Source organism: Streptomyces sp. NPDC026515 (genome assembly GCF_055567595.1).
In genome coordinates, this window is the sequence record NZ_JBVHQD010000027.1 from 16,818 (window position 1) to 42,157 (window position 25,340).

The window sequence follows — 25,340 nt, forward strand, 5'->3', positions numbered from 1 at the left end:
GGAGGAGTCTCTCCCGACCAGCCTAGGCAGAGCGCCCCGAAGAGGCGCGGGTAAGCGTCAGACACGCGGCTGCCGCCGCGCGGGCGCGACCAGCCGCCACGCACCCGCGGCCGAAGAACGACCGCTCACTACCCTCCGTACGCCCCGGACGCCGTGAGCCGCAGCGCGGTGTCGATCAGCGGCACATGGCTGAACGCCTGCGGGAAGTTCCCCACCTGCCGCTGCAGCCGCGGATCCCACTCCTCGGCCAGCAGCCCGAGGTCGTTGCGCAGCGCGAGCAGCTTCTCGAACAGCTTGCGGGCCTCGTCGACGCGGCCGATCATCGCGAGGTCGTCGGCCATCCAGAACGAGCAGGCCAGGAATGCCCCCTCGTCACCGGGAAGGCCGTCCACGCCCTCCTCGCCGCCCGAGGTCGGGTAGCGCAGGATGAAACCGTCCGACGTGGACAGCTCGCGCTGGATCGCCTCGATGGTGCCGATCACCCGCTTGTCGTCCGGCGGCAGGAAACCCATCTGGGGGATCAGCAGCAGCGACGCGTCCAGCTCCTGGGAGCCGTACGACTGCGTGAACGTGTTCCGCTCCTTGTCGTAGCCCTTTTCGCAGACGTCCCGGTGGATGTCGTCGCGCAGTTCCTTCCAGCGCTCCAGCGGGCCGTCCGCGTCCCCGGACTCGATCAGCTTGATGGTGCGGTCCACCGCGACCCAGGCCATCACCTTGGAGTGGACGAAGTGCCGGCGCGGGCCGCGCACCTCCCAGATGCCCTCGTCCGGCTCGTCCCAGTGGTCCTCCAGGTAGCGGATGAGCTTCAGCTGGAGGAGGGAGGCGTAGTCGTTGCGCGCGAGGCCGGTCATGTGGGCCAGGTGCAGGGCCTCGGTGACCTCGCCGTAGACGTCCAGCTGGAGCTGGTGCGCCGCGCCGTTGCCGACCCGGACCGGAGCGGAGTGCTCGTAGCCGGGCAGCCAGTCGAGCTCCGCCTCGCCCAGTTCGCGCTCGCCCGCGATGCCGTACATGATCTGCAGGTTCTCCGGGTCGCCGGCTACCGCGCGCAGCAGCCACTCGCGCCAGGCACGGGCCTCCTCGCGGTATCCGGTGCGCAGCAGCGAGGAGAGCGTGATGGCCGCGTCGCGCAGCCAGGTGTAGCGGTAGTCCCAGTTGCGGACGCCGCCGATGTCCTCCGGCAGGGAGGTGGTGGGCGCGGCGACGATGCCGCCGGTGGGGGCGTAGGTCAGCGCCTTCAGCGTGATCAGGGAGCGGACCACCGCCTCGCGGTACGGGCCGTGGTACGTACAGTGCTCGACCCACTCGCGCCAGAACTCCTCGGTCGCCTCCAGCGACTGCTCGGGCTCCGGCAGCGCCGGCGGCTCCTTGTGCGAGGGCTCCCACGAGATGGTGAACGCGATCCGGTCGCCCGGGGCGACGGTGAAGTCGGCGTAGGTGGTGAGCGCCTTGCCGTAGGTCTCCGCCGAGGTGTCGAACCACACGGAGTCGGGTCCGGCGACGGCGACCGTACGGCCCTCGTGCTTGTGCACCCAGGGGACGACCCGGCCGTAGGAGAACCGCATCCGCAGCACCGAGCGCATCGGCACCCGGCCGGTGACGCCCTCCACGATCCGGATCAGCTGGGGCGCGCCGTCACGCGGGGGCATGAAGTCGGTGACCCGGACCGTGCCGCGCGGGGTGTCCCACTCCGACTCCAGGATCAGCGAGTCGCCGCGGTAGGTACGGCGGGCCGCGGTCGGCGGTTCGGAGTCGGCCGCGTGGGCCGGGCCGAGCCGCCAGAAGCCGTGTTCCTCGGTGCCGAGCAGACCGGCGAAGATGGCATGCGAGTCGAAGCGGGGCAGGCACAGCCAGTCCACCGTGCCGTCCCGGCAGACCAATGCCGCGGTCTGCATGTCTCCGATGAGTGCGTAGTCTTCGATGCGCCCGGCCACGTGCAACTCCAGTCGAACGGCCACGTCGCCCCCCAGGCAGAAGGGGGCTGTCGCTAGTGCGGTCAAGGGGGGTTGTTGTTGTGCGTCGTTAAGCGGTGAAGCAAAGCAGCCCGCCGCGCCCTGAGGCAAAACGACAGTCATAGCTCAACGAACTGCCGAGCTCTCGTGTTCCGGGGGTGACGGGCGGGGGTGTGCCGTGTTTTCCGGCCGGCTCGGCAGCGAGTGTCCGAGCAGGATACGACGCACGTAGATGATCTGCGTGCCGCTCCGGGCAACCCGCGTGGGCCGAATGGGTGAGCCCTGAGTGAAAACCCGGTAAGCAGGCACCACGTCCGTACCGATGTGTGTACGGAGCGTGGCCGTAAGCCATCTCTCCGCGGCGCTGATACCCTGGTAGCCCGTGGACCGGTGGGCCCGAAACCCCCGAACCGCAGCGACGGCACCCCCGGAAATCCGGTGCCGGACCGCATGACAGACCGCGACCACGGGAGCACCCTCTTGGCCATGCCGCCGAAATCCACGACGACCAAGCACATCTTCGTCACCGGGGGTGTCGCCTCCTCGCTCGGCAAGGGCCTCACCGCCTCCAGCCTGGGCATGCTGCTCAAGGCCCGCGGCCTGCGTGTGGTGATGCAGAAGCTCGACCCCTACCTGAACGTCGACCCGGGCACGATGAATCCCTTCCAGCACGGTGAGGTGTTCGTCACCAACGACGGTGCCGAGACCGACCTGGACATCGGCCACTACGAGCGTTTCCTCGACCGCGACCTGGACGGCTCCGCCAACGTCACCACGGGTCAGGTCTACTCGACGGTGATCGCCAAGGAGCGGCGCGGCGAGTACCTGGGCGACACGGTCCAGGTCATCCCGCACATCACCAACGAGATCAAGCACCGCATCCGGCGGATGGCCACCGACGAGGTGGACGTGGTCATCACCGAGGTCGGCGGCACGGTCGGCGACATCGAGTCGCTGCCGTTCCTGGAGACGGTCCGCCAGGTCCGCCACGAGGTCGGCCGGGACAACGTCTTCGTGGTGCACATCTCGCTCCTTCCGTACATCGGCCCGTCCGGCGAGCTGAAGACCAAGCCCACCCAGCACTCCGTGGCCGCCCTGCGGAACATCGGTATCCAGCCGGACGCGATCGTCCTGCGCTGCGACCGCGAGGTGCCCACCGCCATCAAGCGCAAGATCTCGCTGATGTGCGACGTCGACGAGGCCGCCGTGGTCGCCTGCCCCGACGCCCGCTCGATCTACGACATCCCGAAGACCGTGCACGGCGAGGGCCTGGACGCCTACGTCGTCCGCAAGCTGGACCTGCCGTTCCGGGACGTGGACTGGCGGACCTGGGACGACCTGCTCGACCGCGTCCACAACCCCGACCACGAGATCACCCTCGCGCTGGTCGGCAAGTACATCGACCTGCCCGACGCCTACCTCTCGGTCACCGAGGCGCTGCGCGCGGGCGGCTTCGCCAACAAGGCCCGCGTGAAGATCAAGTGGGTGACGTCGGACGACTGCAGGACCCCGGCCGGGGCGGCCGCGCAGCTCGGTGACGTCGACGGCATCTGCATCCCGGGCGGCTTCGGCGACCGCGGTGTGCTCGGCAAGGTCGGCGCCATCAGGTTCGCCCGCGAGAACCGGATCCCGCTGCTCGGCCTCTGCCTGGGCCTGCAGTGCATCGTGATCGAGGCCGCGCGCAACCTGGCCGACATCCCGGACGCCAACTCCACCGAGTTCGACTCCGCCACCGGCCACCCGGTCATCTCCACCATGGCCGAGCAGCTGGACATCGTCGCCGGCGAGGGCGACATGGGCGGCACCATGCGACTGGGCATGTACCCGGCCAAGCTGGCCGAGGGCTCGATCGTGCGCGAGGTGTACGACGGCAAGGAGTACGTCGAGGAACGCCACCGGCACCGCTACGAGGTGAACAACGCCTACCGCGCGGAGCTGGAGAAGAAGGCCGGCATCCAGTTCTCCGGCACCTCCCCGGACGGCAAGCTCGTCGAGTACGTCGAGTACCCGCGTGACGTCCACCCCTACCTGGTCGCCACCCAGGCGCACCCGGAGCTGCGGTCCCGCCCGACCCGCCCGCACCCGCTCTTCGCAGGCCTGGTGAAGGCGGCGGTCGCCCGTCAGCAGGGCGCCGCCGAGCAGGAGAATTCGAAGTAACACACCAGTTGTACGGTGGCCGGGGCGCATCCCTTCAAAGGCGCGCCCCGGTTTTCTTCTCGCACGTGGAAGGCGGCACGGCATGACCATCAAGGACACCCCCGAGGAGTGGGAGATCCGGGCGACGGAGACCCCCTTCGTGGGCAACAAGACCTCCGTGCGCACGGACGAGGTGGTCATGCCCGACGGGTCGGTGGTCCGCCGTGACTACCAGGTCCACCCCGGCTCGGTCGCCGTCCTCGCCCTGGACGAGGAGGACCGGGTGCTGCTCATCCGCCAGTACCGGCACCCGGTCCGGCAGAAGCTCTGGGAGATCCCGGCCGGGCTGCTCGACGTCCCCGGCGAGAACCCGCTGCACGCGGCCCAGCGTGAGCTGTACGAGGAGGCACACGTCAAGGCGGGGGAGTGGCGGGTGCTCACCGACCTCTACACGACTCCCGGCGGATGCGACGAGGCGGTACGGATCTTCCTCGCCCGTGACCTGTCCGAGGCCGAGGGAGAGCGCTTCGAGACCGAGCACGAGGAGATCGACCTGGAGTACGCCCGCGTGCCGGTCGGCGAACTCGTGCGCCTGGTGCTCGCCGGCGACGTGCACAACAACTGCCTGGTGACGGGTGTCCTCTCGCTGGTCGCCGCCCGCACCGGCGACGGCGTCGACGCGCTGCGCCCGGCGGACGCGCCCTGGCCGGCCCGCCCCTTCGCCTCCTGAGTCCACCCTTCGGGCGTAGTGGTGTGACCATCGCCTGATCCGATCGGGCGATGTCCCCGCCGCGCTCCGCCCGGAACGTCCGTGCACGTGAACTAGGCTCGACGCGATTGAGCCGAAAGGCCCGAACCGGAGTCCCGGCGGGCAGGCGTGTGCGGTGGGACGGGAGTGTGGCCCGTGACGGATCAGGCGGTGGACACAGGCGGTGCACGACTCGCGGCGCCCGCGGCCCCGGACGACCAATTCCTGGGCCGTACAAGAGAGTTGAAGGAACTGCGCGCCGACATCGAGCGCGCAGGCCTGGACACCATCGCCGGCCGCAAGGCCCCCCGTGCCCGGGTCCTGCTGATCGCGGGCAGACCCGGATCCGGACGCACCGCCCTGGCCGCGGAACTCGTCCGGCAGGTCGCCGCCGACTACCCAGACGGGGTGCTGCGCGCCCGCCTGGCCGAGCCCGACGGCACCCCCGTCCCCGTCGAGCGCGCCGCCCGCGAGCTCCTCACCGCCCTGCGGCTGCCCACTCCGGCCGGCGCCGGTGAGGACGACCTCACCCACGCGCTGCGCACCGCCCTCGCCGAGCGCCGGATGCTGCTCCTGCTCGACGACGCGCCCGGCGCCGAACACGTCGACGCGCTGCTCCCGGACACGCCCGACTGTCTGGCCGTCGCCGTCTCCGGCGGCCCGCTCACCGGGATCTCCGACGTCCGCCCGTGCACACTGGGCGGCCTGGACACCAAGTCGGGCGTGGAACTCCTGGCCCGGTACACCGGCTCGGTCCGCGTCACCGTCGACCCGCGCTCCGCCGAGGCGCTGGCCGAGGTGTGCCAGGGGCAGCCCGCCGCGCTCACCCTGGCGGGCGGCTGGCTGTCGGCACACCCCCAGGTGGCCGTCTCCGACCTCGCCAAGCGGCTGCACGCCGACCCCGAGGACGGCACCGCCCTCGCCCGGGTCTTCCGGTTCGTCCACGGCGACCTGCCCGCCCAGGCCGCCCGGATACTGCGACTTCTCTCGCTGGCCCCGGCCGGCCTGGTCGACCCGCACACCGCCTCGGCGCTGGCAGGCTGCTCGGTCGACACCGCCCGCACCACCCTGGACGAGCTGGCCCGCCTCGGCCTGCTGCACCCACTGGCCACCTCGCTGCCCCAGTACGAGGTCCCCGGCTGTCTGCACCCCCTGCTGCGGGGACTGGCTGAGACCCAGGAACGCGCCGGGGAACTCCAGCTGGCCCGGGCCCGGATGCTGGAGCGCACGGTACGGCTGCTGCAGTCCTGCCGGGCGATCACCGAGACGGACAACCCGCAGGCCCGCGAGAAACTCCAGGCGCTCCCCCGCGAGCTGCGCTTCCCCACGCCTCGGGCCGCCGCCGACTGGCTGCGGATCAGGCGCCCGGCCCTGCTCGCCGCGGCCCGCGCGGCGGTCGTCGACGGCGAGCTGGACACCCTGGCCCGCCGGCTGATGTCCCAGCTGGTCAAGGCCATGGCGGCGCACTTCGGCACCCAGGCGGCCGCTCCCGACCTGTACGGGATCCACCGGCTGGTGCTCGATGTCGCCGAGCGCCGCCACCTGCCCCGTGAGCAGGCCGCCGCGCTGCTGAACCTGGCCGACCTGGATGCGCAGACCGGACGCACCATGGACGCGCTGGTGCGCTATCGGTCTGCTTTGAACGCCGGACGCAGTGCAAATGACCCGTACGCGACCGGACGCGCAATGGAATCCGTAGGTGGCGCGTACCAGGAGCTGGGGGACTACGACCGGGCCGCCGACTGGTTCGGCCGCGCCCTCGCCGAGCGACTCGCCCGCGACGAGCGGGCCGAGGCCGCCCGGCTCTACGGCCGCATCGCCGGGGCGCACACCTACGCGGGCCGCTACGGCGAGGCGCTGCGGGCCTGGCGGGCGGCCGTCTCCGGGCACCGCAAGAACGGCGATGTGGCCGCGCAGGCGCGGGCGTTGAGCGAGCTGGCCCGGGTGCAGGAGTACGCCGGCCGGCCCGCGGAGTCGCTGCGCACCTGCCAGGAGGCGGTCGAGTGGGCGCGGCGCGCCGAGGACACCCGGCTCCAGGCCGCGCTCCAGCTGCGGCTCGCCGACACGCTGGAGCGCCTCGGGGACTCCGCCGCCGCGAGCCTGCACCGCTCGGCCGCCGAGCGCATGCTGGGTGAGGAGCCACCCGACCAGGACTCCAGCCCGGAACCGCGAGATAACACCTGCGAAATCCGTAGCGTCTCCGGCGAAGATTGATGCAATGAAAGGCTAGACAGTCGGAACGCCTTCATTAAACTGGCTCTGCCGCCGGTTCTCCTGCGGTGTCTCCTGGTGTGCTCCTTCATGCCGGGTATGTGCTGTTGTGCCCCCACACCCTCTGAGCCAAGGACCGTGATCCACGTGAAGGTCGGCATCCCCCGCGAGGTCAAGAACAACGAGTTCCGGGTGGCCATCACCCCCGCCGGTGTGCACGAGCTGGTGCGCCACGGCCACCAGGTCGTCATCGAGCGCGGCGCCGGTGTCGGCTCGTCGATCCCGGACGCGGAGTACATCGCCGCCGGCGGGCAGATCCTGGACACCGCCGACGAGGTGTGGGCCACGGCCGACCTGCTGCTGAAGGTCAAGGAGCCGATCGCGGAGGAGTACCACCGCCTCCGCAAGGACCAGACCCTCTTCACCTACCTGCACCTGGCCGCGTCCAAGGAGTGCACCGACGCCCTCCTGGAGTCCGGCACCACCGCCATCGCCTACGAGACCGTCGAGCTGCCGAGCCGCGCCCTGCCGCTGCTCGCGCCGATGTCCGAGGTCGCGGGCCGGCTCGCCCCCCAGGTCGGCGCCTACCACCTGATGCGCGCGGCCGGCGGCCGCGGCGTCCTGCCCGGCGGTGTCCCGGGTGTGCTGCCCGCCAAGGCCGTCGTCATCGGCGGTGGCGTCTCCGGCTGGAACGCCGTGCAGATCGCCATCGGCATGGGCTTCGACGTGACCCTGCTCGACCGCGACATCAACAAGCTGCGCGAGGCCGACAAGATCTTCGGCACCAGGGTCAAGGCCGTCATGTCCAACTCCTTCGAGCTGGAGAAGGCCTGCCTGGAGGCCGACCTGGTGATCGGCGCGGTGCTCATCCCGGGCGCCAAGGCCCCCAAGCTGGTCACCAACGAGCTGGTCTCCCGCATGAAGCCGGGAAGTGTTCTTGTCGACATCGCGATCGACCAGGGCGGCTGCTTCGAGGACTCCCGCCCCACCACGCACGCCGAGCCGACCTTCCGGGTCCACGAGTCGGTCTTCTACTGCGTCGCCAACATGCCCGGCGCGGTGCCCAACACCTCCACCTACGCGCTCACCAACGCCACGCTGCCCTACATCGTGTCGCTCGCGGACAACGGCTGGGTCGAGGCGCTGCGCCGCGACGCCGCGCTCGCCAGGGGCCTCAACACCCATGACGGCAAGGTCGTTTACCGCGAGGTCGCCGAGGCGCACGGCCTGGAGCACATCGAGCTCGACACGCTGCTGGACTGAGCCGCCGTTCCGCGGCGGTGGCTAAGTCACCTTTTCGTAAAGGCGATACGTCAACAAGCCGCGTCAAGCACGCCCATCCGGCCGGACCTTGCCCGACAAGGTCCGGCCGGATGTGTGTATGGTCACTTTGCGACGCTCGGTCAACTCGCCTCGAACGTAACTCTTCAACCGATTCGTACACCGGTGAAACCTGCTGTGCGACGGCCGTACGCCCTTGACAGCGAGATGTTTCATTGCCGACACATCCTGCCGGGTCCGGCGGATTGTGTTGCTGCGGATGCCCGACACGCCATAGAGTCGCCGACTGTCGGCATGGTGCCACGCTGACCTGTCTAGAAGTTTCCTGGTCACCAAGGAGGTAAGACGACTTGTGAATGAGTCGACATTTTCTCCCGGGGGTGGTCAACCAGGAATGCCGGTGAGGGACCAGGGTCCCGCGGGGTTCGAGGCTGTCGGCTCCGTCGCGGTGCGCACCTTCGCAGCCCATCAGAGTTCGCTGACCACGCGGACAGCACACCAGAGCATGGATGGCCATCACGTGAACGCCATGGCCGGCGACGGAAGTGGCGCGCCCCACAGCCAGTTCGCCGACTACGACGAACTGCCCGACGGGCACTTCTACGACCCCGACGCCGAGTACGAGCCCGATCCGGAGTACGCGGCCACGCTGGCGCCCGACGCGGCCCGCCAGCGCCGTGAGCGCATCGGCCCGACCGGGCGCCCACTGCCGTACTTCCCGATCCCGGGCCCGGTGACCAGTCACGGCCCCGCGACGATCATCGCGATGTGCAACCAGAAGGGCGGCGTCGGCAAGACGACGTCGACCATCAACCTGGGTGCCGCACTCGCGGAGTACGGCCGACGGGTGCTGCTCGTGGACTTCGACCCGCAGGGCGCGCTGTCGGTCGGTCTGGGCGTCAACCCGATGGAGCTCGACCTCACCGTCTACAACCTGCTCATGGAGCGGGGCATGGCGGCGGACGAGGTGCTCCTGAAGACGGCGGTCCCCAACATGGACCTGCTGCCCTCCAACATCGACCTGTCGGCCGCCGAGGTCCAGCTGGTCTCGGAGGTCGCCCGGGAGTCGACGCTGCAGCGCGCCCTGAAGCCGCTGCTGCCCGACTACGACTACATCGTGATCGACTGTCAGCCCTCGCTGGGCCTGCTCACGGTCAACGCGCTGACGGCCGCCCACAAGGTGATCGTGCCGCTGGAGTGCGAGTTCTTCGCGCTGCGTGGTGTCGCCCTGCTGACCGAGACCATCGAGAAGGTCCAGGAGCGGCTCAACCCGGAGCTGGAGCTCGACGGCATCCTCGCCACCATGTACGACTCCCGCACCGTGCACAGCCGTGAGGTGCTCGCGCGTGTCGTCGAGGCCTTCGACGACCACGTCTACCACACGGTCATCGGACGCACGGTCCGCTTCCCGGAGACCACGGTCGCCGGTGAGCCGATCACCACGTACGCCTCCAACTCCGTCGGTGCCGCCGCCTATCGCCAGCTCGCCAGGGAGGTGCTCGCCCGGTGTCACGCCGAGTGAGTCTGCCGGGGGCCGACGAACTGTTCCGTACGACCGGGGGGATGGCGCTGCAGCCGTCCACTCCCAGGCGCCCGGCCAACGGCGAGGCCCGGGTGCCGGCTCCCGCGAGTCCCGCGGAGAGCGAGGACGCGGCGGCGGAGTCCGGCGCCGACGCGCCGCAGTCGGTGCCCGTGCAGGGCGGCGACGGCGAGGGCGCGGAGCACGCGGCGGCGGATGCCGAACCGGCCGGCGCCGGCGAGTCCCGCAACCACGTCCCGGCGCCGGCCGGGTCCTCGGCGACGATCACGCCGTCGGCGGACCGGTCCGGGCGGCGGCAGGCGGCGCAGGAAGGTTCTGGCGCCTCCGCCGAGCAGGCCCAGCCCCGCAAGCGCGGCGGCCGGGCACCCGCGCGGCGGCCCAGCGGCCGCGAACGGCACGACGAGAAGATCACTGTCTACGTCTCCGCCGAGGAGCTGATGGACCTGGAGCACGCGCGTCTCGTGCTCCGAGGTGAACACGGACTGGCCGTGGACCGGGGACGGATCGTCCGCGAGGCGGTAGCCGTGGTGCTGGCCGACCTGGAGTCCCGGGGGGACGCGAGCATCCTCGTACGACGGCTGCGCGGCCGTTAGGGGTAGCCTGCGGGGGCTATGACCTCGACCGACGCTCCCGTTTCCGGCCCCTCCGGGGGCCGTCGGCGTGTGCTGGGGCAGGGGCCCGGCACGGCGACCGCTCCCGCGCAGGCGGAGGCGGAGTCGGCGGAGCCCGAGGCGGCGGCGCAGGTGGCGCCCGAGGCCGTCGTGACGGTGCCCGAACCCGTCGAACCGGAGCCGGAGCCCGTCCCCGACGGCGTCTTCAAGGTCCGGCTCGCCAACTTCGAGGGTCCCTTCGACCTCCTCCTCCAGCTGATCTCCAAGCACAAGATGGACGTCACCGAGGTCGCGCTCTCCAAGGTCACCGACGAGTTCATGGCGCACATCCGGGCCATGGGTCCGGACTGGGACCTGGACCAGACGACCGAGTTCCTCGTCGTCGCGGCCACCCTGCTCGACCTCAAGGCCGCCCGGCTGCTGCCCGCCGCCGAGGTCGAGGACGAGGCCGACCTCGCGCTCCTCGAAGCCCGGGACCTGCTCTTCGCGCGGCTGCTGCAGTACCGCGCGTACAAACAGATCGCCGACATCTTCAACCGGCGCCTGGACGAGGAGGCCCGCCGCTGGCCCCGTACCGTCGGTCTGGAGCCGCACCTGGCCGAGCTGCTGCCCGAGGTCGTCATCAGCATCGGTCCCGAGGGGTTCGCCAAGCTCGCGGTCAAGGCGATGCAGCCCAAGCCCAGGCCGCAGGTGTACGTCGACCACATCCACGCCCCGCTGGTCAGCGTGCAGGAGCAGGCCCAGATCGTGGTGGCCCGGCTGCGTGAGCTGGGCGAGGCCAGTTTCCAGTCGCTCATCGAGGACACCGGCGACACCCTCACCGTCGTAGCCCGCTTCCTGGCCCTCCTTGAGCTGTACCGCGAGAAGGCCGTCGCCCTGGACCAGGAGACCGCGCTCGGCGATCTGATCGTGCGGTGGACGGGCGGGGACGGGGAGTCCCGGCCCGTGGTGACCGACGAGTTCGACCGGCCGCCGGAGCCGCCCAAGGAGGACAAGGCGTGAGCGAGAACACCACAGAGCTGCCGGCCGGGCTGCGTCCGGTCGCCGAACTAGATCTCAAGCCGGCCCTGGAGGCCGTCCTCATGGTCGTGGACGAGCCCGCCACCGCCGAGCACCTTGCCAAGATCCTGGAGCGGCCGAGGCAGACGATCACGAAGGCGCTGCGGGCCCTGGCCGAGGAGTACACGGCCCAGGGCCGCGGCTTCGAGCTGCGGTTCGTCGCGGGCGGCTGGCGCTTCTACACCCGGGGCGAGTTCGCGCCCGCCGTCGAGCGGCTGGTCCTGGAGGGCCAGACGGCCCGGCTCACCCAGGCCGCGCTGGAGACCCTGGCGGTCGTCGCGTACCGCCAGCCGGTGAGCCGCAGCCGCGTCTCGGTCGTGCGGGGGGTCAACTGCGACGGTGTGATGCGCACCCTCCTCCAGCGCGGTCTCGTCGAGGAGGCGGGCGCGGAACCCGAAACAGGTGCGATCCTGTACAGGACGACGAACTACTTCCTGGAGCGGATGGGCCTGCGCGGCCTGGACGAACTCCCGGAACTCGCGCCCTTCCTCCCGGAGGCGGAGGCGATCGAGGCCGAGACCCAGGAGGGCGTGCCGTCGTTCGATCCGGACGCTCCGGATTCCGAGGACGCAGACGACAAGACGGAACTTTGATGCGAAGCAGCAGCGGCAGGAACAGCAGCGGAAACAACGGCGGGAGCCGTGGTGGCAACAGCGGCGGCCGCGGCGGGAGCAGCGGTGGCCGCGGCGGGAGCAGCGGTGGCCGCGGTAACTACCGCGGTGCCGGAAACGCCCGCGACGACAAGCAGGGCGGCCGGCCGAAGAAGCCGCGCCCGGAGGAGCGGCGTTACGACGTGGGCCCCGGCGCCACCCAGGACGGCCCGAAGTCGGGCCGCGGCGCCTCGGCGCGCGGCGGCGCCAAGGGCGGCCCCCGGCAGGGCCAGGGCACCGGGCGCGGCCGTACGGCGCCGGCGAGCTCCCGTGAGTACGACGCCCGCGCCGAGGAGCGCAACCGGGAGCGGTACGCCGGCAAGCCGGACGTGAAGCTCCCCAAGACCTTCCCGGGCGCCGAGCAGGAGGGCGAGCGGCTGCAGAAGATCCTCGCCCGCGCGGGCTACGGCTCGCGGCGTGCCTGCGAGGAGCTGATCGAGCAGTCCCGGGTCGAGGTCAACGGCGAGATCGTCGTCGAGCAGGGCAAGCGGATCGATCCGGAGAAGGACGAGGTCAGGGTCGACGGACTGACCGTCGCCACGCAGTCGTACCAGTTCTTCTCGCTGAACAAGCCGGCCGGTGTGGTCTCCACCATGGAGGACCCGGACGGGCGGCAGTGCCTCGGCGACTACGTCACCAACCGGGAGACCCGGCTCTTCCACGTGGGGCGCCTGGACACCGAGACCGAGGGCGTCATCCTGCTCACCAACCACGGCGAGCTGGCGCACCGGCTGACCCACCCCAAGTACGGCGTGAAGAAGACCTACCTCGCGCACATCGTGGGCCCCATCCCGCGCGACCTGGGCAAGAAGCTCAAGGACGGCATCCAGCTGGAGGACGGGTACGCGCGCGCCGACCACTTCCGGGTCGTCGAGCAGACCGGCAAGAACTACCTGGTCGAGGTCACCCTGCACGAGGGCCGCAAGCACATCGTGCGGCGCATGCTGGCCGAGGCCGGCTTCCCGGTCGACAAGCTGGTGCGGGTGTCCTTCGGGCCGATCACCCTCGGCGACCAGAAGTCGGGCTGGCTGCGCCGCCTGTCCAACACCGAGGTCGGGATGCTGATGAAGGAAGTCGACCTCTAGAAAGCCCTGCGAGAAGGTCTGAGCCTTCTCCTGACGGCCGGTTCCGTGTGTGGCGGGGCCGGCCGTCGTCGTTTCCGCGAACGGGGCTCCAGCGGCCGCTGAGGGCCTTGCGCGGGAACCGGCGCATTCTTTATAGTCGTAGCGACTATTAACGGGAGTGATCCGTGACCGCGACCAGCAAGGGGGTGGACGGGCCCGTGCGAGGCTACGACAAGCACGCCTACGAACCCTTCGCCGTCACCGTCGACCTCGCCGTCCTCACCCTGCGCGCGGGGGCCCTGCACGTGCTGCTCGTCGAGCGCGGGCAGGAGCCGTACGCCGGACAGTGGGCGCTGCCGGGCGGCTTCGTGCTGCCCCGGGAGTCGGCCGAGACGGCGGCCCGGCGGGAACTCGCCGAGGAGACCGGACTGTCGGACGTGTCGGGGCTGCACCTGGAGCAGCTGCGCACCTACAGCGAGCCGGACCGTGACCCGAGGATGCGGGTCGTCTCCGTCGCCTTCACCGCGCTGCTGCCCGACGCGCCCGAACCGCGCGGCGGCGGTGACGCGGCCCAGGCGCGGTGGCTGCCGTACGACCCGGCGCGGCCGCTCGCCTTCGACCACGAGCGGATCCTGGCCGACGGCCACGAACGCGTCGGCGCGAAGCTGGAGTACAGCTGTCTGGCCACCGCCTTCTGCCCGCCCGAGTTCACGCTCGGCGAGCTGCAGAACGTCTACGAGACCGTCTGGGGCGTCGAGCTGGACCGCCCCAACTTCCGCCGCAAGGTGCTCGCCACGCCCGGATTCGTCGAACCTGTGCCGGGCGCCGCCCGATTGACCGGAGGCCGTGGCAAGCCGGCCGCGCTCTACCGCGCGGGCACCGCCGCCACGCTCCACCCGCCCCTGCTCCGCCCGTCCCGGGAAGGACGCCCATGACCTCGCCCCTCCGTTACAAGCGTGCCGCCGGCGGCTCCCTGATCGGTCTCGCCCTCGGGGACGCGCTCGGCTTCCCGACCGAGTTCAACGACGTGCCCTCGATCCTCGCCAAGTGCGGTCCGTGGCGCGAGATGGAACTGCCCGCGCGGGCCTTCGTCTCCGACGACACCCAGATGACCCTCGCGGTCGGGCACGGACTGCGCACCGCCATGGACCGGGGCGTGCTCGCGCCCAAGCGGCTGGAGCGGCCGCTGCGCGAGGAGTTCGTGGACTGGTACCAGTCGCCCGAGAACAACCGGGCGCCCGGCCGGACCTGCCTGCGGGCCTGCGAGCTGCTGAGGAAGGAGGGGCGGGCCTGGCAGGACGCCAGCCAGATCGACTCCAAGGGGTGCGGGGCCAACATGCGGGTCGCGCCGGTCGGGCTCGCGCCCGGGCTGACCGACGAACAGCGCGCCGGCGCCGCCCAGTTGCAGTCCGCGCTCACCCACGGGCACCCCACCGCCCTGGCCGCCTCCGACCTGACCGCGCGGGCCGTGCGGCTGCTGGCGACCGGGACCGAACCGGCCGCCCTGATCGGGCGGTTGCGGGACTACGCCCTCGACAACCGCACCCACTACCGCCAGACCTGGCTCGGCGACCTGTGGACCCGGAGCCACGACGCGAGCCCCGAGACGTTCGCCGCGCGCGGCTGGGACGAGTGCCTGGCGGTACTCGACCGCCTCCAGGAGGCCGTGCGGACCGCCTCCCCGGAGGACGACCCGTGCCTGGCCACCGGCGCCGGCTGGATCGCCGAAGAGGCTCTGGCGACCGGGCTGCTGTGCTTCCTGCTCTTTCCCGGTGAACCGGTCACGGCCCTGCGCCGGGCCGCCTGCACCTCCGGCGACTCGGACTCCATCGCCTGCCTGACCGGCGCCTTCGCGGGAGCCTGGCTGGGCGCCGACGCCTGGCCGGCGCAGTGGGCCGACCGGATCGAGCACCGGGCGGACCTGATGACGCTCGGAGCGCTCTGGGACGCTTAGCCCCGTGATCGACGACATCGACCTGACGCACATAGTCGCGGAACAGCCCCACCCGCTGCTGTTCGCGACCGTCTCCGGGGCGCACCTGTACGGCTTCCCGTCCCGGGACTCCGACGTGGACCTGCGGGGCGTCCATCTGCTGCCCGCCGCCGACCTGCTCGGACTGCGGGAGCCGGAGGAGACCCGCTCACGGATGTGGGTCGAGCACGGCGTGGAGATGGACCTCGTCACCCACGACCTGCGCAAGTTCGTCCGGCTGATGCTGCGCCGCAACGGCTACGTGCTGGAGCAGCTCCTGTCGCCGCTCGTCGCGCACACCGGTGACACGCACCGCGAGCTGGCCGCCCTGGCCCCGGGCGTGCTCACCAGCCACCACGCCCACCACTACCGGGGCTTCGGGGTCACCCAGTGGCGGCTGTTCGAGAAGTCCGGTGAACTCAAGCCGCTGCTCTACACGTTCCGGGTGCTGCTCACCGGGATCCATCTGATGCGCAGCGGCGAGGTGCAGGCCCATCTGCCCACCCTCGTCGACGAGGTCGCCGAGGCCCCGGCCTACCTGCCCGAGCTGATAGCCGCCAAGGCCGAGCGGGAACACGGCAGAGCCGGTGCCGAGCACGCGCGCGTGGCGGCCGACGTGGGACGGCTGCACGGGCTGCTCGACGACGCGCAGCACACCTCAGCGCTGCCAGGGACCCCCGCCGGGTACGACGCCCTGCACGACCTGGTGGTCCGGGCGCGCCTCAAGGGCTGACGCGCGCCGGACCCGGAACAGGAAGTCCGCCACCCGTGCGCGGTCCGGCTCGGCCGGCAGCGGGCTGACGCTCAGGGCCCGGTCGGTCTCCTCGCCGAGCCGGGCCATCCGGGACTCGACCTCCGCCCAGGAGACCTCGCCCCGCTTCACCGCCAGCAGTTCCTCGCGCCGGTCGCCGACGTCGATCGTCAGGGCTCCGGTGCGTAGCAGGTCCCGGGCGCTGGTCAGCAGCCGCAGCAGATGCATCGCGTGCTTCCAGCGCGGGGCGCCGTGCGTACGGACGTCGGCGTCGAGTTTCCTGCGCTGGCCGAGGGCGTACCGCGTGAAGGTGCCGTACGCCAGCCGGGACAGGAAGGCGTCACGCAGCGCCAGCAGCTCGCGGCCGGTGTCGTCGGCGTGCTCGACCAGGGGCGAGTGCAGGCACTCCAGGATGTTCGGGTTGGCCCGCAGCGCCAGCTCGCAGAATCGTTCCAGCTCCCAGGAGAACCGCTCCTCGCCCGGACCCTCCACATGCGTCGGCGGCTTCTCGAAGCGCCAGAACAGGGGCGTGGGGGCGAGGAACACGCCCCTTCGGTCGGTGTCGCTGTCCCGCGTGGCCAGTCCGAAGGCGCGCGACCCCATGACGCAGGTGTAGACCGTGTGGGCGCGTACCAGGTCCTCGGGCTGCATGCCCCGGAGCGTACGCGGCCCGTCACGTCAGGGTGATCGAATTTCCGCTCACCGTGATGGACTCCGCGGGCAGCGGCCTGGTGGCCGGGCCGTGCGCCACCGAGCCGTCGGCGATGTGGAACCTGCTGCCGTGGCAGGGGCAGTCGATGGTGCCGTCCGCCACCTGCGACACCGTGCAGCCCTCGTGGGTGCAGATCGCCGAGAAGGCCTTGAACTCGCCCCTCGCCGGCTGCGTCACCACGATCTTCTGCTCCTTGAAGATCATGCCGCCGCCCTCCGGGATCTGGCTGGTCTGCGCCAGCGCCTTCCCGGCGGCCGCGCTCGCCGGCCCGGAGGAGGGCGCCTCGGCGGAGGCCGATGCCGAGCCGGACCCGGTGGCCGAGGCGGAGGCGGCGGCTGATTCGGAGGAACCGGAGGAGCCGTTGCCGTTGTCGCTGCCGCATCCCACACAGCACACCGCGAGCGCCGACGCGCCCGTCGTGAGCATTGTGCGGCGGGTGGATCCGTCGGTCATGTCGTCACTCCGAACGTGCGGAAGAACCAGGAGGCGGACGCCAGGGAGTCGCTCCGAGCGGAGCAGCAGCATCTTGGCATCGAAAGCACCGAAGACGAAGCAGATCGGTATGAAGCACCGCAAAACGCGCTTTCCGTACGTCTGACAGCCCAACGAGCCCGGACTGGCTCAGGCAGGACGGGCGTTCCGCCCGAGTAGCGGGACGCGGTGATCCGGACGACATTGACCAGGGGGTCCGCCGGCGCCCGCCGGCGTCGTCTCGAAGACGTGGAAAGGCATGGTCATGGCAGGCAACGATCTGGAAAGCATGCTCGGCAGCCTGCTGGGCGGCGACGGCAAGGACGCCGGGCTCCTGGGCGCGCTGATCGGCTCCCTCAGTCACGGCCAGGGCGGCGGTTCGCTGGGAGGCCTCCTCGACAGCCTGGCCAGGTCCGGTCTCACCACGCAGAAGGACTCCTGGGTCGGCACCGGCACCAACCAGCCCGTCACCGGAGGCCAGATCCAGCAGGCCCTGCCGGACGACACCCTTCAGGAGGTTGCCGAGCAGGCCGGCGTCAGCCCGCGGCAGGCCGCCGACCGGATCGCCCGGGAACTGCCCCAGGTCGTCGACCGGCTCACCCCCGAGGGCGCGGTGCCGCGGGCCTCGATCGAGGAACTGGTCCGGGAGCAGACCCGGTGACCGCCGTCTCAGGGGGCGGGCACCGCGCACCGGCCCGCCGGCGGTCTGACTAGGCTGGACGGATCAGGACGACGACGTGGGACGACGTGAGAACAGGAGCAGCGCCGTGGCGGTACGAGCGGTCCGGGGGGCCGTCCAGCTGGAGCGGGACGAGGCCGGCCACATGGACGAGCAGGTCGGAGCGTTGCTCACCGCCGTCCTGGAGCGGAACGGGCTGACCGCCGACGACCTGATCAGCATCTGGTTCACGGCCACGCCCGACCTGCACAGCGACTTCCCGGCGGCCGCCGCGCGCAAGCTCGGCATCGTCGACGTCCCCCTGATCTGCGCCCAGGAGCTGGACATCGAGGGCGCCATGCCCCGTGTCGTACGGGTCCTCGCGCACATCGAGTCCGAACGGCCCCGCACCGAGATCAACCACGTCTACCTCGGCGCGGCGGCCGCCCTGCGCAAGGACATCGCCCAGTGAGGACCGCGCTCGTCATCGGTACCGGTCTCATCGGTACGTCCGCCGCTCTCGCCCTCTCCCAGCGCGGTGTCGTCGTCCACCTCGCCGACCACGACCCCGAGCAGGCCCGCATGGCCGCCGCGCTCGGCGCCGGCAGCGACGAGACCCCGCGTGGACCCGTCGACCTGGCGATCGTCGCCGCCCCGCCCGCCCACGTGGCCGCCGTCCTCGCCGGCGCGATGGGCAGGGGCCTGGCCCGCGGCTACATCGACGTGGCCAGCGTCAAGGGCGGCCCGCGCCGCGAGCTGGAGGCGCGGGGCCTGGACCTGGCGTCGTACATCGGGACACACCCCATGTCCGGCCGGGAGAAGTCCGGGCCGCTGGCGGCCACCGCCGACCTCTTCGAGGGCCGCCCCTGGGTGCTCACCCCCACCCGGGACACCGACACCGAGGTGCTCAACCTCGCCCTGGAGCTGGTCTCGCACTGCCGTGCCGTGCCGGTCGTCATGGACGCCGACGCCCACGACCGCGCCGTGGCCCTGGTCTCCCACATGCCCCACCTGGTCTCCAGCATGGTCGCGGCCCGGCTGGAGCACGCCGAGGAGGCCGCCGTCCGGCTGTGCGGGCAGGGCATCCGGGACGTGACCCGGATCGCCGCCTCCGACCCCGGGATGTGGATCGACATCCTCTCCGCGAACCCCGGCCCCGTCGCCGACCTGCTCGCCGACGTCTCCGCCGACCTGGACGAGACCGTGCGCGCGTTGCGGGCCCTGCAGTCCTCGGACGACGTCAAGCGGCACGAGGGCGGAGCCGGCATCGAGGACCTGCTGCGGCGCGGCAACGCGGGCCAGGTCCGGGTGCCCGGCAAGCACGGGTCCGCACCTCGCGCCTACGAGGTCGTGGCGGTGCTCATCGACGACCAGCCCGGCCAGCTGGCCAGGATCTTCGCGGACGCCGGCGCGGCCGGGGTCAACATCGAGGACGTGCGCATCGAGCACGCGACCGGACAGCAGGCCGGTCACGTCCAGATCTGGGTGGAGCCCAAGGCGGTGCCGGTGCTCACCGCGGCGCTGCGGGACCGCGGCTGGGCGCTGCGGCAATAGGCTGAATCAGGCGGTCGCGGGGGCCGGTAACCTTGTGCGGGGCGCGACGGCGCCCCGCCACCACCCACCACCCTGCACCCGGAAGGTGTCCCCCCGTGGAAAACGGCGCCGCAAAGCCCGTGATTGTCGCGATCGACGGCCCCTCGGGCACCGGCAAGTCGAGCACGTCCAAGGCCGTGGCCGCCAAGCTGGGCCTCAGCTACCTGGACACCGGCGCCCAGTACCGGGCGATCACCTGGTGGATGGTGCACAACGGCATCGACCTCACCGACCCGACCGCCATCGCCGCGGTCGCCGGCAAGCCGGAGATCGTCTCCGGGACCGACCCGGCCCACCCGACGATCACCGTCGACGGCGTGGACGTCGCCGGCCCGATCCGCAGCGCCGAGGTCACCTCCAAGGTCAGCGCGGTCAGCGCCGTCCCGGAGGTGCGCACCCGGATCAGCGAGCTGCAGCGGTCGCTGGCCCGTGCCACCGCGACCGGGATCGTCGTCGAGGGCCGGGACATCGGTACGACCGTGCTGCCCGACGCCGACCTGAAGATCTTCCTCACCGCCTCCGCCGAGGCCCGTGCGGCCCGGCGCAGCGGGGAACTCAAGGGCGCCGACGTCAACGCCACCCGCGAGGCCCTGGTCAAGCGGGACGCGGCCGACTCCACCCGCAAGACCTCGCCGCTCGCCAAGGCGGACGACGCGGTCGAGGTGGACACCACCGAGCTGACGCTGGTCCAGGTCATCGAGTGCGTCGTCACCCTCGTCGAGGAGAAGCGGGCGGCGAAGTGAGCCTTGCGTCGATTCCGTCACAGCGGGGCGCCGAGGTGGGCCGGCGCATCGGTGTCGGCCTCATGTACGGGCTGTGGAAGCCGCGCGTGCTCGGTGCCTGGCGGATGCCGGCCCACGGCCCCGCGATCCTCGCCGTGAACCACTCGCACAACATCGACGGCCCGATGGTCATGGGCGTGTCGCCCCGGCCGACGCACTTCCTCATCAAGAAGGAGGCGTTCATCGGGCCGCTGGACCCGTTCCTGAACCGGATCGGCCAGCTGAAGGTGGACCGGCAGTCCACCGACCGCACGGCTGTCACCCGCGCGCTCGGCGTGCTGGCGGCCGGGGGAGTGCTCGGCATATTCCCCGAGGGCAGCCGGGGCGAGGGCGACTTCGCCTCGCTGCGTGCGGGCCTCGCCTACTTCGCGGTGCGCTCCGGGGCGCCGATCGTGCCCGTGGCCGTGCTGGGCAGCTCGGAGCGGCGCGGCCGGCTGGTGAAGGGCCTGCCCCCGCTGCGCGCCCGCGTCGACGTCGTCTTCGGCGACCCCTTCGAGGCGGGGGACGGCAGCGGCCGGCGCACCCGCAGCGCCCTGGACCAGGCCACCGAGCGCATCCAGAAGCAGCTCACCAGCCACCTGGAAAACGCCAGGCGTCAGACCGGACGCTGGGCGACACTTAAGTAGTGGATCAGCCCGGTACGGGCCTGTCCACCGATCACCACGATGAACGACGAGGTACGGACTTCATGAACGACCACATCCAGCCCGGCGACTCGGCTGAGCACGAGTACGACCACGGGGCGCTCGGCGACGCCGAGTACACGGAGTTCATGGAGCTCGCCGCCGAAGAGGGCTTCGACATCGAGGATGTCGAGGGTGCCATCGAGGCGGCGGGCCACGGCCCGCTGCCCGTGCTCGCGGTCGTCGGCCGCCCGAACGTCGGCAAGTCGACTCTCGTGAACCGCATCATCGGCCGCCGCGAGGCCGTCGTCGAGGACAAGCCCGGTGTCACCCGCGACCGGGTGACCTACGAGGCCGAGTGGGCCGGCCGGCGCTTCAAGGTCGTCGACACCGGCGGCTGGGAGCAGGACGTCCTCGGTATCGACGCCTCCGTGGCCGCCCAGGCCGAGTACGCGATCGAGGCGGCCGACGCGGTCGTCTTCGTCGTGGACGCCAAGGTCGGTGCCACCGACACCGACGAGGCGGTCGTACGGCTGCTGCGCAAGGCCGGCAAGCCCGTGGTGCTGGCTGCCAACAAGGTCGACGGCCCCAGCGGCGAGGCCGACGCGGCCTCCCTCTGGTCCCTCGGCCTCGGCGAGCCGCACCCCGTCTCCGCCCTGCACGGCCGCGGCACCGGCGACATGCTCGACGCCGTCCTGGAGGCGCTGCCGGAGGCGCCCGAGCAGACCTTCGGCACGGCGGTCGGCGGCCCGCGCCGGATCGCGCTCATCGGCCGGCCGAACGTCGGCAAGTCCTCCCTCCTCAACAAGGTGGCGGGCGAGGAGCGGGTCGTCGTCAACGAACTCGCCGGCACCACCCGCGACCCGGTCGACGAGCTGATCGAACTCGGCGGGATCACCTGGAAGTTCGTCGACACCGCCGGTATCCGCAAGCGGGTCCACCTCCAGCAGGGCGCCGACTACTACGCCTCGCTGCGCACCGCGGCCGCCGTCGAGAAGGCCGAGGTCGCGGTCATCCTGATCGACGCCTCCGAGAACATCTCGGTCCAGGACCAGCGGATCGTCACCATGGCCGTCGAGGCGGGCCGCGCCATCGTCGTCGCCTACAACAAGTGGGACACCCTCGACGAGGAGCGTCGCTACTACCTGGAACGCGAGATCGAGACCGAGCTCGCCCAGGTCGCCTGGGCGCCCCGGGTCAACGTCTCCGCGCAGACCGGCCGCCATATGGAGAAGCTGGTCCCCGCCATCGAGACCGCCCTCGCCGGCTGGGAGACGCGGGTCCCCACCGGCCGCCTGAACGCCTTCCTCGGCGAGCTGGTGGCGGCCCACCCGCATCCGGTCCGCGGCGGCAAGCAGCCCCGCATCCTGTTCGGCACCCAGGCCGGCACCAAGCCGCCGCGGTTCGTTCTTTTCGCCTCCGGCTTCATCGAGGCGGGCTACCGGCGCTTCATCGAGCGCCGGCTGCGCGAGGAGTTCGGCTTCGAGGGCACCCCGATCCACATCTCCGTACGGGTGCGCGAGAAGCGCGGCAAGAAGAAGTAGACGCCACGCCTGAGGGGCGGTCACCGATCTCGGTGGCCGCCCCTCAGGCGTGACTGCGGGCGAACCCGCGGCGGGTCTTCACAGACCCCGGCGCGGCGCCGGTGGAAGCGCCGCAGGTACCGGGATCATCCCGGTGTCGTGGGAGCGCCCGAGCGTCCCGATCCGCTGCCACTGGGGCGCTTGCGGCTGGTCACCGCCGTTGCGGGCGCTGTAGGCGCCCGCGCTGTACGCGCTGTACGGGTTCCCCCCGTACATCCCCAGGGCGTACGTGCCGGTGCTGAACGGAGTCGTCCCGAAGGCGACGAAGCCCAGCTCCTCCTCACCGCTGCGGTCACCCGGCAGCGTCCGGAAGTTCTTGACCCACTCCGTGTAGAGCGAGTCGTAGATCGGCGTGGCGGAGACCCCGCCTGACGCCTCCCGTGCCGTTCGAGCGGACGGGACAGCGGAGAAGGACGGCCGGCGAGGCGGAAGGTCGTATGCGTGCACGTATGTCCAAACGACCGGGTTGTCTCGGGGATGCGGCCCGCCGGAGTGCTTTTGGGGGCGCCGGCCTGCGGGGGATGTGCCGCCGCCGTGCGGGCGCCCCTCAGATCCCCGCGAGGGGAAGCGCCGCCGCCACCAGCTTCCCGTTCGCCGCGGCCTTGTCGAGCGCGTCGCGCAGCAGGTCCTCCCGGGGCTGCCGCCCGATCGACCCCACCGGCGCCGCGAACATCAGCACCTGCTGGTGCTTGTTGGCGGCGGCCCGCCAGCCGTCGGTCACCTGGAGCGGCTGGTGCGCCTGCCACCAGGCCACCGGCTGGCCGCCGTTGTTCCCCGGCTGGAGCACCGCGTGCAGCTGTCCCACCGCCAGCAGCACCGACCATCCGTGCAGCACCGGCGGCACCCCGGTCAGCTGTGTCACCGGCATGAAGCCCTGCTCGATGAGGAGCGGCAGGAAGTCGTCGCTCACCCCGTCCGTGCCCGGCCGCACGATCGGCGAGGTCGGCTCGACGACGAGCGCGGGGTGCAACTCCCCGGCGATCAGTACGAGTCCGCTGGTCACGCCGAGCACCGCCTGCTCGGGTACGGACTTCTGCCCCCCGCCGCCCGGCGCGCCGTCACCGCTGATGGAGCGGACCGCGCCCTGCAGTTGTTCCTCGGTGACCTGGACGACCTGCGAGGGCAGGCAGCCCGCGTGGGCGAAGGCGAGGACGGCGGTCTCGTCCCCGATGAACAGGACGGTGCTGGTGCGCTCCTGTTCGGAGTCGCCCGGGGTACGGCAGGAGGTGCAGTCGTAACTGCCCGGGGCGTTGTCTCCGGCGAGCAGCCGGTCGGCTTCTTCGTCGCCGATCTCGGCGCGTACCTCGTCGCTGACGTCGAGCATGCGCGGCACGGTGGCTCCCTCGGGGTGCGGTACGTGAAGGACCGGGTGGATCCCGGCCCATGAGCCCCAGGGGGTTGCGGGCTCATGAAGAAGACAACGGGTGATCTGTGGTGGTGGTCACGCCCCGGAGGGATCGGGATCCGACCATCCCTCACGCGTGGTCACTCAACGTGCGCGAAACCGCACTCTTCGTCAACTCTGCGCAAGCCAAAGGAGTTTGACGCGGTGAAGTGGGTCACAGATCCATCGATCACATGGTCGACAAATGATGAAATCAGGGAATGTAGTGGGTGGCCGGAAATCGCCGCTACCTGCGGTAACGTCGAACTGGCCTGGCCCGACGGGGAGTTGGTTGATTTCGGACGTTCCCGATCTCTAGATTCCTGCGCCGTGTGCAACGAGCACCGCTCGGGTACGTCCGTCGGCCGGCACCAGGCAGAGCACCATCGCCGTACCGGCCGCCGCGGACGGGGCGAGCGCGACGAACCGCGTCCATCGCGCGGGGACCGCGTCCCGCTTGGGGGATCCCGGGTATGTGGAGAGGGAAATACATGTCCGAGTGTGCCGATACCACCCGTGAGACCGTCGCCAAGAACGGCTCCCGCAAGGGCCGTACGACGGCGGCCCTGGCTGGAGCGGCGCTGCTCGCCCCGCTGGGCCTGCTGGCCGCGACCGGCAACGCCGAGGCGGCGGACAACGGGGTGTGGGACCGCATCGCCCAGTGCGAGAGCGGCGGCAACTGGCACATCAACACCGGCAACGGCTACTACGGCGGACTTCAGTTCTCCGCCTCCACCTGGCGCGCTTACGGCGGCTCCGCCTACGCGTCGACGGCCGACCAGGCCTCCAGGGAAGCGCAGATAGCCGTCGCCACCAGGGTTCAGCAGGCCCAGGGCTGGGGCGCATGGCCGGTCTGCTCGGCGCGGGCCGGAGCCGCCGGTCCGGCACCCGAGGGCGCCTCCGCGACCACGAGGAGCCGCACCGAGTCGGCGACCAGGTCCACCGGCGGATCGGCCGCCAGGTCGGCCCCTGCGCAGCGCAAGGCCCAGCGCCCGGCGGCCCGCACCGGCCGTGACTCCGCTCGGGGTGACTACACCGTCCGTGAGGGCGACACCCTGAGCCGGATCGCCGAGCGCCACGGCACCACCTGGCAGCGCCTGTACGCCGCCAACGAGGCCGTCATCGGCGACGACCCGAACCTCATCGTGCCCGGGCAGCGTCTCGCGCTCTGACGCGCGCCCCTGCCCCGCACCGCCCTGCCCCACCCGGTCCGACCGGGCGGGGCAGGGCGCGTTGTGAGGGTGATTCACGGGAGGCCGAGCGGCTCCGAGTTCGCCCGCCCGGAACCGGCTTCGGGCCGCGCCCGTACGGGGGTTCTGTGCCGAAGCGGTGAAACTCTTATGCGGTGTCAGCTTCCGCGGAGGCCTGTGGATTCGGAATGGAATGGACTCCCGTGAGCGCCTCTGATCCTTACTTCCGGTTCTTTCCGGCTGGCTTTTCGGAAGACCCTACCGGCGTTCGGTAATTGCACGAGAATGAGCCAGGAAGGTGTACTGGACCGCCCATACGTGTGACAGAGTTCGAACGAAACGCGTGTCGTGATTCTGTGACAGAAGCGTGAC

23 protein-coding genes and 2 pseudogenes are annotated in these 25,340 nt (G+C 71.3%); 19 read left to right on the forward strand and 6 right to left on the reverse strand.

Going from position 1 to position 25,340, the window contains the following annotated elements; all coding sequences use genetic code 11:
• Positions 1-128 precede the first annotated feature (128 nt).
• The gene (locus ACZ4O3_RS38425; RefSeq protein WP_362726075.1) at positions 129-1,931 is read right to left on the reverse strand and encodes a glycoside hydrolase family 15 protein; all 1,803 of its coding nucleotides are present in this window, start codon (positions 1,929-1,931) and stop codon (positions 129-131) included.
• A gap of 504 nt (positions 1,932-2,435) precedes the next feature.
• Between ACZ4O3_RS38425 and ACZ4O3_RS38430 the strand changes: the two genes are divergently transcribed.
• From ACZ4O3_RS38430 to ACZ4O3_RS38485, 12 genes are all read left to right on the forward strand, one after another.
• On the forward strand, positions 2,436-4,106 hold the full coding sequence (locus ACZ4O3_RS38430) for a CTP synthase (protein WP_362726072.1): 1,671 nt from the start codon (positions 2,436-2,438) through the stop codon (positions 4,104-4,106).
• 82 nt (positions 4,107-4,188) lie between these two features.
• Complete coding sequence (locus ACZ4O3_RS38435) at positions 4,189-4,815, forward strand: NUDIX hydrolase (RefSeq protein ID WP_362726069.1); 627 nt, start codon at positions 4,189-4,191, stop codon at positions 4,813-4,815.
• A gap of 174 nt (positions 4,816-4,989) precedes the next feature.
• The gene (locus ACZ4O3_RS38440; protein WP_467726858.1) at positions 4,990-7,047 is read left to right on the forward strand and encodes a tetratricopeptide repeat protein; all 2,058 of its coding nucleotides are present in this window, start codon (positions 4,990-4,992) and stop codon (positions 7,045-7,047) included.
• Positions 7,048-7,182: 135 nt separating this feature from the next.
• Complete coding sequence (gene ald, locus ACZ4O3_RS38445) at positions 7,183-8,307, forward strand: alanine dehydrogenase (RefSeq protein ID WP_362729941.1); 1,125 nt, start codon at positions 7,183-7,185, stop codon at positions 8,305-8,307.
• 412 nt (positions 8,308-8,719) lie between these two features.
• On the forward strand, positions 8,720-9,847 hold the full coding sequence (locus ACZ4O3_RS38450) for a ParA family protein (RefSeq protein WP_384996821.1): 1,128 nt from the start codon (positions 8,720-8,722) through the stop codon (positions 9,845-9,847).
• Complete coding sequence (locus ACZ4O3_RS38455) at positions 9,832-10,458, forward strand: hypothetical protein (protein ID WP_467726861.1); 627 nt, start codon at positions 9,832-9,834, stop codon at positions 10,456-10,458. Before ACZ4O3_RS38450 ends, ACZ4O3_RS38455 begins: the two co-directional genes overlap by 16 nt.
• 18 nt (positions 10,459-10,476) lie before the next feature.
• Positions 10,477-11,478 carry a segregation and condensation protein A gene (locus tag ACZ4O3_RS38460; protein ID WP_362731972.1) on the forward strand — a complete coding sequence of 334 codons (1,002 nt, stop codon included), beginning with the start codon at positions 10,477-10,479 and terminating at the stop codon, positions 11,476-11,478.
• Positions 11,475-12,128 carry an SMC-Scp complex subunit ScpB gene (scpB, locus tag ACZ4O3_RS38465; RefSeq protein WP_362731970.1) on the forward strand — a complete coding sequence of 218 codons (654 nt, stop codon included), beginning with the start codon at positions 11,475-11,477 and terminating at the stop codon, positions 12,126-12,128. The genes ACZ4O3_RS38460 and scpB overlap by 4 nt, the downstream gene beginning before the upstream one ends.
• The gene (locus tag ACZ4O3_RS38470; RefSeq protein ID WP_467726863.1) at positions 12,128-13,270 is read left to right on the forward strand and encodes a pseudouridine synthase; all 1,143 of its coding nucleotides are present in this window, start codon (positions 12,128-12,130) and stop codon (positions 13,268-13,270) included. The genes scpB and ACZ4O3_RS38470 overlap by 1 nt, the downstream gene beginning before the upstream one ends.
• Positions 13,271-13,434: 164 nt before the next feature.
• Complete coding sequence (locus ACZ4O3_RS38475) at positions 13,435-14,184, forward strand: NUDIX hydrolase (RefSeq protein WP_362716665.1); 750 nt, start codon at positions 13,435-13,437, stop codon at positions 14,182-14,184.
• On the forward strand, positions 14,181-15,203 hold the full coding sequence (locus ACZ4O3_RS38480) for an ADP-ribosylglycohydrolase family protein (protein ID WP_362716668.1): 1,023 nt from the start codon (positions 14,181-14,183) through the stop codon (positions 15,201-15,203). The genes ACZ4O3_RS38475 and ACZ4O3_RS38480 overlap by 4 nt, the downstream gene beginning before the upstream one ends.
• Positions 15,204-15,207: 4 nt before the next feature.
• Positions 15,208-15,954: a nucleotidyltransferase domain-containing protein gene (locus ACZ4O3_RS38485; protein ID WP_362716671.1), complete on the forward strand. Its 747-nt coding sequence runs from the start codon at positions 15,208-15,210 to the stop codon at positions 15,952-15,954.
• Here ACZ4O3_RS38485 and ACZ4O3_RS38490 read toward each other — a convergent pair.
• The 3 genes and pseudogenes from ACZ4O3_RS38490 to ACZ4O3_RS38500 all read right to left on the reverse strand — a co-directional run.
• A complete protein-coding gene (locus ACZ4O3_RS38490; RefSeq protein WP_362716673.1) occupies positions 15,880-16,623 on the reverse strand; it encodes a nucleotidyltransferase domain-containing protein in 744 nt (247 codons plus the stop codon). The two genes, ACZ4O3_RS38485 and ACZ4O3_RS38490, sit on opposite strands and share 75 nt — an antisense overlap.
• Before the next feature lie 22 nt (positions 16,624-16,645).
• Positions 16,646-17,137 carry a Rieske (2Fe-2S) protein gene (locus ACZ4O3_RS38495; protein ID WP_467726930.1) on the reverse strand — a complete coding sequence of 164 codons (492 nt, stop codon included), beginning with the start codon at positions 17,135-17,137 and terminating at the stop codon, positions 16,646-16,648.
• An 81-nt stretch (positions 17,138-17,218) separates the two neighbouring features.
• Positions 17,219-17,290, reverse strand: a pseudogene (locus ACZ4O3_RS38500) (hypothetical protein); the annotation flags it as partial.
• 121 nt (positions 17,291-17,411) lie between these two features.
• Here ACZ4O3_RS38500 and ACZ4O3_RS38505 point away from each other — a divergent pair.
• From ACZ4O3_RS38505 to der, 6 genes and pseudogenes are all read left to right on the forward strand, one after another.
• Positions 17,412-17,816: pseudogene (locus ACZ4O3_RS38505) on the forward strand (YidB family protein); the annotation flags it as partial.
• A gap of 106 nt (positions 17,817-17,922) precedes the next feature.
• Positions 17,923-18,285 carry a chorismate mutase gene (gene aroH, locus ACZ4O3_RS38510; RefSeq protein WP_362716680.1) on the forward strand — a complete coding sequence of 121 codons (363 nt, stop codon included), beginning with the start codon at positions 17,923-17,925 and terminating at the stop codon, positions 18,283-18,285.
• On the forward strand, positions 18,282-19,367 hold the full coding sequence (locus ACZ4O3_RS38515) for a prephenate dehydrogenase (protein ID WP_467726866.1): 1,086 nt from the start codon (positions 18,282-18,284) through the stop codon (positions 19,365-19,367). The genes aroH and ACZ4O3_RS38515 overlap by 4 nt, the downstream gene beginning before the upstream one ends.
• 95 nt (positions 19,368-19,462) lie before the next feature.
• Entirely contained in the window at positions 19,463-20,149 is a 687-nt protein-coding gene (cmk, locus tag ACZ4O3_RS38520) for a (d)CMP kinase (RefSeq protein ID WP_362716685.1), read from the forward strand.
• A gap of 62 nt (positions 20,150-20,211) precedes the next feature.
• Positions 20,212-20,814: a lysophospholipid acyltransferase family protein gene (locus ACZ4O3_RS38525; RefSeq protein WP_467726932.1), complete on the forward strand. Its 603-nt coding sequence runs from the start codon at positions 20,212-20,214 to the stop codon at positions 20,812-20,814.
• A 62-nt stretch (positions 20,815-20,876) separates the two neighbouring features.
• A complete protein-coding gene (der, locus tag ACZ4O3_RS38530; protein ID WP_362726986.1) occupies positions 20,877-22,355 on the forward strand; it encodes a ribosome biogenesis GTPase Der in 1,479 nt (492 codons plus the stop codon).
• Between the two features lie 78 nt (positions 22,356-22,433).
• Here der and ACZ4O3_RS38535 read toward each other — a convergent pair whose 3' ends face one another.
• Positions 22,434-22,841, reverse strand: coding sequence for a hypothetical protein (locus tag ACZ4O3_RS38535; protein WP_467726868.1), 408 nt, complete (start codon positions 22,839-22,841; stop codon positions 22,434-22,436).
• A 100-nt stretch (positions 22,842-22,941) separates the two neighbouring features.
• Positions 22,942-23,727: a hypothetical protein gene (locus tag ACZ4O3_RS38540; protein WP_467726870.1), complete on the reverse strand. Its 786-nt coding sequence runs from the start codon at positions 23,725-23,727 to the stop codon at positions 22,942-22,944.
• Between the two features lie 542 nt (positions 23,728-24,269).
• Here ACZ4O3_RS38540 and ACZ4O3_RS38545 point away from each other — a divergent pair.
• Complete coding sequence (locus tag ACZ4O3_RS38545; RefSeq protein WP_362726994.1) at positions 24,270-24,950, forward strand: transglycosylase family protein; 681 nt, start codon at positions 24,270-24,272, stop codon at positions 24,948-24,950.
• Positions 24,951-25,340 lie beyond the last annotated feature (390 nt).

Excerpts from the sequence above, each read along its gene's own strand:
- der (WP_362726986.1), top strand. The coding sequence starts at position 20,877 with ATGAACGACCACATCCAGCCCGGCGACTCGGCTGAGCACGAGTACGAC.
- ACZ4O3_RS38430 (WP_362726072.1), top strand. The coding sequence starts at position 2,436 with ATGCCGCCGAAATCCACGACGACCAAGCACATCTTCGTCACCGGGGGT.
- ACZ4O3_RS38460 (WP_362731972.1), top strand. The coding sequence starts at position 10,477 with ATGACCTCGACCGACGCTCCCGTTTCCGGCCCCTCCGGGGGCCGTCGG.
- ACZ4O3_RS38525 (WP_467726932.1), top strand. The coding sequence starts at position 20,212 with ATGTACGGGCTGTGGAAGCCGCGCGTGCTCGGTGCCTGGCGGATGCCG.
- ACZ4O3_RS38480 (WP_362716668.1), top strand. The coding sequence starts at position 14,181 with ATGACCTCGCCCCTCCGTTACAAGCGTGCCGCCGGCGGCTCCCTGATC.
- ACZ4O3_RS38435 (WP_362726069.1), top strand. The coding sequence starts at position 4,189 with ATGACCATCAAGGACACCCCCGAGGAGTGGGAGATCCGGGCGACGGAG.
- ACZ4O3_RS38545 (WP_362726994.1), top strand. The coding sequence starts at position 24,270 with ATGTCCGAGTGTGCCGATACCACCCGTGAGACCGTCGCCAAGAACGGC.
- ACZ4O3_RS38495 (WP_467726930.1), bottom strand. The coding sequence starts at position 17,137 with ATGACCGACGGATCCACCCGCCGCACAATGCTCACGACGGGCGCGTCG.
- ACZ4O3_RS38490 (WP_362716673.1), bottom strand. The coding sequence starts at position 16,623 with ATGCAGCCCGAGGACCTGGTACGCGCCCACACGGTCTACACCTGCGTC.
- ACZ4O3_RS38470 (WP_467726863.1), top strand. The coding sequence starts at position 12,128 with ATGCGAAGCAGCAGCGGCAGGAACAGCAGCGGAAACAACGGCGGGAGC.
- ACZ4O3_RS38450 (WP_384996821.1), top strand. The coding sequence starts at position 8,720 with ATGCCGGTGAGGGACCAGGGTCCCGCGGGGTTCGAGGCTGTCGGCTCC.